Consider the following 6,953-nt stretch of genomic DNA (forward strand, 5'->3'; position numbering starts at 1 on the left):
GTATACGTTAGTTTCGGTCAGTGAAACATTTTTTGGATTGACGAGGCAGAAAAAGTAAAGATGTTAAATTAACAACAATCAATAAAGCCGTAAAATAAAGAATTGAAAAATATTTTAAAACTTTTTGTTGACTTTCTTTATTTTTTGTATAGAATAATCATTAATAAAATGTTTCAGAGATGTGACAACAAAACGACTATGAAAGGACGAGTAGTAGTAGGACGTAGTTTAAGCGAGTCAGGGGTGGTGTGAGCCTGATACGAAGCCTATTATGAAGAACCTCCTGGAGTTGCTAACCGAAATCCTTTATAGGAAAGTAGACTTAGCCGGGAACTTCGCCGTTACAAGAAGAACAGTATCGAGATATTTCATCTCCGTATTGTATAAGTGAGCAACCTCTGTTGCTAATTTGGGTGGTACCGCGGAACCAAAGCCTTTCGTCCCAGTTTTTTGGGAAAGAAGGGCTTTTTTTGTTGGCTTCTTTTCACAACATCCAAACATTTTAGGAGGAAACCACCATGTATCAATCATTAATGACAGTAAGAGAGACTCAAATTGCAATTAAGGAAGTTAAAACATTTTTCGAGGACCAATTAGCAAAACGCCTTGAACTATTCCGCGTATCTGCACCATTATTCGTAACGAAAAAATCAGGATTAAACGATCACCTAAACGGTGTAGAACGCCCAATTGAATTTGATATGTTACATTCAGGAGAAGAATTAGAAATTGTTCATTCACTAGCGAAATGGAAACGATTTGCATTACATGAATATGGATATGAAGCTGGTGAAGGTTTATATACAAACATGAACGCGATTCGTCGTGATGAAGAACTTGATGCAACGCATTCCATTTACGTTGACCAATGGGATTGGGAAAAAATCGTTCAAAAAGAATGGCGTACTGTCGATTACTTACAAAAAACAGTACAAACAATTTATGGAATATTCAAAGATTTAGAAGATCACTTATTTGAAAAATATCCGTTCCTTGGAAAGTATTTACCGGAAGAAATTGTTTTCGTTACTTCTCAAGAATTAGAAGATAAATATCCAGAATTAACACCGAAAGATCGTGAACATGCAATTGCGAAAGAACATGGTGCAGTCTTCATTATCGGAATTGGTGATGCACTTCGTTCAGGTGAAAAGCACGACGGACGCGCAGCTGATTATGACGATTGGAAATTAAACGGTGACATTTTATTCTGGCACCCAGTACTACAATCTTCATTTGAATTATCATCAATGGGAATTCGTGTTGATAGTAAATCACTTGATGAGCAGTTAACGAAAACTGGTGAAGACTTCAAACGTGAGTATGATTTCCATAAAGGTATACTAGAAGACGTACTACCATTAACAATCGGCGGTGGTATTGGACAATCAAGAATGTGCATGTACTTCTTACGTAAAGCTCATATCGGTGAAGTTCAATCTTCTGTATGGCCTGACGATTTACGTGCAGCTTGTAAAAAAGAAAACATTCATCTGTTTTAATAGAAGTGAGGGAATAGCTTAAATATAGAGCTATTCCCTCTTTTTATAAAACATTACTTATTTATTACCGAGTTCTTCCGCTAAACCGATTAAAATTCCTTCGACTCCACGAATGTAGCAGAGACGATACGAGTTCTCATACTGAACTACTTCACCAACGAGCTCTGCACCATGCTTAGTGAGTCTCGATACCATTTCGTCAATGTCTTCAACGGTGAACATGACGCGTAGATAACCGAGGGCGTTTACAGGAGCATTTCGGTGATCTGATATAGTAGGTGGGGTGAGAAATCGCGAAAGTTCAATTCGGCTGTGGCCATCTGGAGTGACCATCATAGCGATCTCTACGCACTGAGAACCGAGTCCAGTTACGCGACCAGCCCATTCACCTTCGACATTGGCTCGACCTTCGAGATTCAAGCCAATCTCCTCAAAGAAAGAGATTGCGTTATCAAGGGATTCTACAACGATGCTGACATTGTCCATTCGTAGTAATTTGTTTTTTGCCATAGTCTTATCTCCTTATGTATAAAAGTCTATTATTTAATTATCCTCATAATTATACTACTAAGTAGTTACAAATTCCTTTCAGTCAAAAACACCTTGTCACAGTATAGGAAAATGTGACAAGGTGTTTTTTAATATGTCATATAGCATCGTGTTAACGAACAGCTTTTTATTTAATAGGAAGGTAATACATTAATATGATTTTTTTAGCATTACTAAATATATCAGATTAGCTCATTTGCACGAAAGGCTCAATTTTCGCCATAAATGATTGATGCAGCGCCTCAACGCCTGTTACTAAATGAAGGCGGTCAATAACGACAGACACTTTAATTTCTGATGTACTTACCATTTTAATATGAATATCTTCTTCTTTTAAAGTAGTGAACATATTTGCAGCGACACCTGGGTTAGATACCATGCCAGATCCTACGATTGATACTTTTGCTAAGTGATTTTCATGTTCTACAGATTCATAGTGAAGAGTTTCTTGATTTTGTTCCAAAACTTCTAAAGTTTCTCTTAAATCATTCGAATGAATGGAGAAGGAGAGGTGTACAGTTCCTTCATTTGTAATACTTTGAATGATGATATCTACATTAATGTGTGCTGCTGCTAATGTAGAGAAAACTGTTGAAAGCGAGCCTTGTTCTAATCCTTTAATTGTGACACGTGTAATGTTATCCTCAAATGCAATACCTTTAACGATTGATTGTTGTTCCATGTTACATTCTCCTTTTACAATTGTTCCGTTTTCTTGTTCCATACTTGAGCGAACTTCTAAAACTACATTATGATTTTTAGCAAACTCAACAGCGCGCGGGTGTAATACGCCAGCACCGAGATTAGCAAGCTCTAACATTTCGTCATAAGAAATTTCGTCTAATTTGTAAGCATCTTTTACAACTCGTGGGTCCGTCGTATATACACCTGTCACATCCGTATAAATATCACATTTTTTTGCTTTAAGTGCAGCAGCTAATGCGACAGCAGTCGTATCAGAGCCACCACGGCCAAGCGTTGTAATTTCATTTTCTACACTTATACCTTGGAAACCAGCTACGATAACAATCGTACCTTCAGCAAGATAAGATTGAATACGATCTGTATGAATGTCAGTAATCCGTGCACTACTATGTACAGATTCTGTCGTAATACCTGCTTGCCACCCTGTTAATGAAATTGCATGATAGCCTTTTGCTTGCAGTGCCATTGTTAATAATGAAATAGTTACTTGTTCTCCTGTAGATAGAAGCATATCCATTTCACGTTTACTTGGATTTTCTGTGATAGCGTTAGCGAGTGCGACAAGTTCATCTGTGCTTTTTCCCATTGCTGAAACGACAGAGACAATGCTATGACCTCGTTCATATTCTTCAATAATTAAATTTGCTACATGTTGAATGCGTTCGACGCTTCCGACAGAAGTGCCACCAAATTTTTGAACAATTGTTTCCATTACAAATTCCTTCTTTCGTCTATTTTTAAGAATAGATTAGGAAATATATAAATCCCAATACTCCTGTAGTTACCAGAAAGACAAACAAAAAACACCATCTCAAATAAGTGAGGATGGTGCTGTTACAGGAAAAGGGAAACAGAAAACGGAGCTAATAAAAAAACCGCCAAAAAAGGAATATCATAAAAAAATGATATCTCTTTTTTGTAGATAGCTCTTCATACGTACACGTCTGTACATATGACAGTTCTGTTTCTATTCGAAAACAGCCCCAATTGATAAATGCAGAGAAATTTATCAATTTCGGCAATACTTCCTTTCATCTAAGTTCATAGACATCTCTGTGTCTCCATTAGAATACTCATAAGTATCGCAACCTCTATCTCACGTTTTAGGCGAGAGTGTTTGATTTATGAAGTTGTTGGTAACATTTGTTTTATAATAATTTAAATTTTTCGGGGAATCAAGTGTTTTATATATATTTTAAAAATTCTTTCTTTTTTTTGAGGAAGTTTGTGAAAAATGTAGCAAAATAAATTCATTGCATGTACATTAAACTTATAGTGCATAGGAGGTGGGGAGAATGAAAAGGAAACAGCCTATTTATGTTGCGACAAAAATGAACACGACGATGGAAAAATTATGGGAATATACGCAAGAACCAGATATACATACAGAGTGGGATGCTCGCTTTACTGAAATTTCGTATTTAGAGAAAAAAGAAGGGGAACCACAGAAGTTTTTGTATAAAACAAAGATTGGATTTGGGCTTGAAATAGTTGGAGAAGGGGAATCAATAGGTGAAATAAGAAAAGATATTTTAATGCAGTTATGCAATTGGATGAAAACGAAAATGAAATTGTAGATTATTTTGGTGAACCACATTTACTCGTTTCTACACTGCATTTTCATATCGATGAGTTAGGGGCAATGCATATTTCTTCAAAGAAACAATGGTTTTATATGTTTGGAAGAAAAATGCCGTTACCAAAATTTTTGTATGGTGAGGCAAAAATTGTTGAAAGTTATGATGAAACACTTCAGTGTTTTCGAATTCATGTACAAGTACGAAACCCGTTAATTGGTTCGCTTTTTTCATATAAGGGAACATTTGTGGAAAGGGAATAAACGATATGAAAAATATAATATTTGGGCTTGCTTGTTATGTTGTTTTTCTAATATGTGAGTGGTCGAATATAAATCCTGTTGAAGCAATTATATTATTATCTGTTTTATTATTTATACCAATGTCATTTTGTATTATTGATAAAAGAAAAAGAGATGGATCGCAATTATTATTTTATAAATCCGTATCATTTTTATATCCAATCGCAGCAATTTGTGCAATGCTAGCTTTCGTCACAAATCACTATTTATTTGCGCTAGTTTGGTTTGTATATACAGGAATTGTTGCGTTATTTGGTGTAAGTAGATTGCTAGAAAGAGGATGGAAGCCGTTAGAAGAGATCGCCATAGATAGTGCGTTTATTTATTTGTTTTTAGGTGGTTTTTGGTTTTCTGCTTCAGTAGCAAAACTTTCAATTATGCATTTTAGCTCTGACATTGTTTTACTCACAGCTGCACATTTTCATTATTCGGCGTTTCTATTGCCATTATCAGCTGGTTTAATAGGGAGAAAAAGAGAAAAGAGAAGTAAAGTGTATGATGCTATTATGTTTATCATCATGATTTCACCTATGACAGTTGCAATAGGAATTACATACTCAAGAATATTTGAATTTTTTGCAGTGTTCCTATATTTATGTGCAATTTATGGGTATGGATTTTACGTTTGGAGAGCAAAATTTAATGCTATCATTGCAAAGATTCTTCTAATCGTTTCGTCTAGTACACTCATGGTTACAATTATGTTCTCACTTATATATTCATATGGAAATTTGAAGCATGTAATGACGATTACAATTGCTCAAATGGTTTGGATTCATGGTGTTGTCAACGGAATTGGAGTAGCGTTACCGGCATTTATCGGCTGGGTGATTGAAAAGAGTGTTCCGAATTATAAATACTATGGGAAACCAATGAGTAAGTTAAGAGGAAATGTGGCAATTGGTGAGGCTTATTTATATAGCAGCAATTTAGTAGACAGTAAGGAATACAACGGTTTAGTTGATAAAGTAAATGACTTTCATAGTGAGGCATTTGATGTGACGAAGGTTCCTTTAAGTATTATTCATTTTTATGAAAATACAGCAGAGTATGAATTGCAATCGAATATTAAATGGGCTCGTTGGTTCCGTCCGTTCGCACTTTGCTATGAGAAAATGAGTAAGCGTGTAGAACAAATACATTTAGGAATGGGCGGCAATTGGGAAACGATGCATGGCTCTATCATTAGTGTCATAGATGAGAAAGATGGAAGAGAGAATGTAAGGGCTTGGCTAAGAAAAAATGAAGCAGGTGAATCTATTTTTGTAGCTCTTTATTCAAAGCATACAAATAAGAATGAGACATATATGAATATCGCCTTACCTTTACCTTATTCGAATATGACTGGTATTTTGAAACTATATAATGATAGTCATGATTTAATCATTACTAGTAAGTTAAGAGAAAATGGTCAGGGAGATGAGGGGATTTATTTACATACTCGGTTCTTAACAACCCGTTTACCATTAGCAGAGACTTTTATTATAAAAGAGCGCACGGATCATATACTAGAAGCTAATCATAGAATGTGGATATTTGGAGTTGAGTTTTTAGAAATTGATTATAGGATTAAGAAAGTAGAGGAGAAGTAAGAAAAGCTTGGAAAAATTCCAAGCTTTTTTACGTATGTGTAATTGTTATAGTAACTTGTTTATCTAGCTCATTATCCCAAACACGTTGAATTTCAAAGGTGCCTTTTTCAAAAAATAATGGGAATCTTTCTTTAAACCAATCTTGCATAGGAAGCTTTAGTGCTGTATCCATTGGTATCCATAAGAAAGACTAAGCCCTAAAGAAATTAGGACTTAGTCTTCATTAAATACAAATGTTTGTTTCATTTTTTTACCTTCATTTACCGGATGGCCATTGTAAGAGAAATTCTTTTCTTCCCAAGTGATCACAACTTTAAAATTATGACTATTAAAGTCTAATGGGAATACCATGTAGTCAAAGCTTGTATGACTTTTAGAAATATTTTCATTAGGTGTAGTAGGTTTAAAGGTAGCTTTAGAGGTAGGGTTGTTATCAAGTATTTCCACAGATACGTTTGATACATCATGACCGATGTTTTTTACGAGTAAACTATACGTATCAAATACACCTTGCTTTGGCTGGATTGCTTGCTTGTTTGAGTTATGAGATTTATCAATTTCGACATACCATTGTTTAGACTTTGACGCAATCGGTAGTGACTGAAATGTGTAAGCACTAGCTTGTATTGGTAGTGCTAAGCATAAAAGTGTAAAGAGAGTTAATATTTTTCGTTTCATTTTTTTAGAGCTCCCATTCTTTAATGGATTTACTTGTTATTATCTTCT

5 protein-coding genes, 3 pseudogenes, 1 riboswitch and 1 other annotated feature are annotated in these 6,953 nt (G+C 35.0%); of the genes and pseudogenes, 4 read left to right on the forward strand and 4 right to left on the reverse strand.

The window, feature by feature from the left end:
* Positions 1–189 precede the first annotated feature (189 nt).
* Positions 190–448, forward strand: a binding site (T-box leader).
* Between the two features lie 70 nt (positions 449–518).
* Complete coding sequence (gene asnA / locus ACQGS6_RS20275; protein ID WP_000284914.1) at positions 519–1,502, forward strand: aspartate--ammonia ligase; 984 nt, start codon at positions 519–521, stop codon at positions 1,500–1,502.
* A 57-nt stretch (positions 1,503–1,559) separates the two neighbouring features.
* Here the strand turns inward: asnA and ACQGS6_RS20280 are convergent, their stop codons facing one another.
* Together ACQGS6_RS20280 and ACQGS6_RS20285 are read right to left on the reverse strand one after the other, a co-directional pair.
* Positions 1,560–2,012: a VOC family protein gene (locus tag ACQGS6_RS20280; RefSeq protein ID WP_001107260.1), complete on the reverse strand. Its 453-nt coding sequence runs from the start codon at positions 2,010–2,012 to the stop codon at positions 1,560–1,562.
* A 226-nt stretch (positions 2,013–2,238) separates the two neighbouring features.
* The gene (locus tag ACQGS6_RS20285; RefSeq protein ID WP_000448031.1) at positions 2,239–3,468 is read right to left on the reverse strand and encodes an aspartate kinase; all 1,230 of its coding nucleotides are present in this window, start codon (positions 3,466–3,468) and stop codon (positions 2,239–2,241) included.
* A 203-nt stretch (positions 3,469–3,671) separates the two neighbouring features.
* Positions 3,672–3,858, reverse strand: a riboswitch (Lysine riboswitch).
* 193 nt (positions 3,859–4,051) lie between these two features.
* Between ACQGS6_RS20285 and ACQGS6_RS20290 the strand changes: the two are divergent.
* The 3 genes and pseudogenes from ACQGS6_RS20290 to ACQGS6_RS20300 all read left to right on the forward strand — a co-directional run.
* Positions 4,052–4,285: pseudogene (locus ACQGS6_RS20290) on the forward strand (hypothetical protein); the annotation flags it as partial.
* Positions 4,273–4,596 (forward strand): annotated as a pseudogene (locus ACQGS6_RS20295) (DUF4166 domain-containing protein); the annotation flags it as partial. The pseudogenes ACQGS6_RS20290 and ACQGS6_RS20295, both read left to right, overlap by 13 nt.
* Positions 4,597–4,601: 5 nt before the next feature.
* On the forward strand, positions 4,602–6,227 hold the full coding sequence (locus ACQGS6_RS20300; RefSeq protein ID WP_025966199.1) for a YndJ family protein: 1,626 nt from the start codon (positions 4,602–4,604) through the stop codon (positions 6,225–6,227).
* Positions 6,228–6,255: 28 nt separating this feature from the next.
* On the opposite strand, the pseudogene ACQGS6_RS20305 reads toward ACQGS6_RS20300, so the two are convergent.
* A pseudogene (locus tag ACQGS6_RS20305) lies at positions 6,256–6,411 on the reverse strand (DNA mismatch repair protein MutT); the annotation flags it as partial.
* 29 nt (positions 6,412–6,440) lie between these two features.
* Positions 6,441–6,905: a hypothetical protein gene (locus ACQGS6_RS20310; RefSeq protein ID WP_000823343.1), complete on the reverse strand. Its 465-nt coding sequence runs from the start codon at positions 6,903–6,905 to the stop codon at positions 6,441–6,443.
* Positions 6,906–6,953: the final 48 nt, after the last annotated feature.

Source organism: Bacillus sp. GMs2/2, from assembly GCF_050172095.1.
Taxonomy (GTDB): Bacteria; Bacillota; Bacilli; order Bacillales; family Bacillaceae_G; genus Bacillus_A; species Bacillus_A cereus.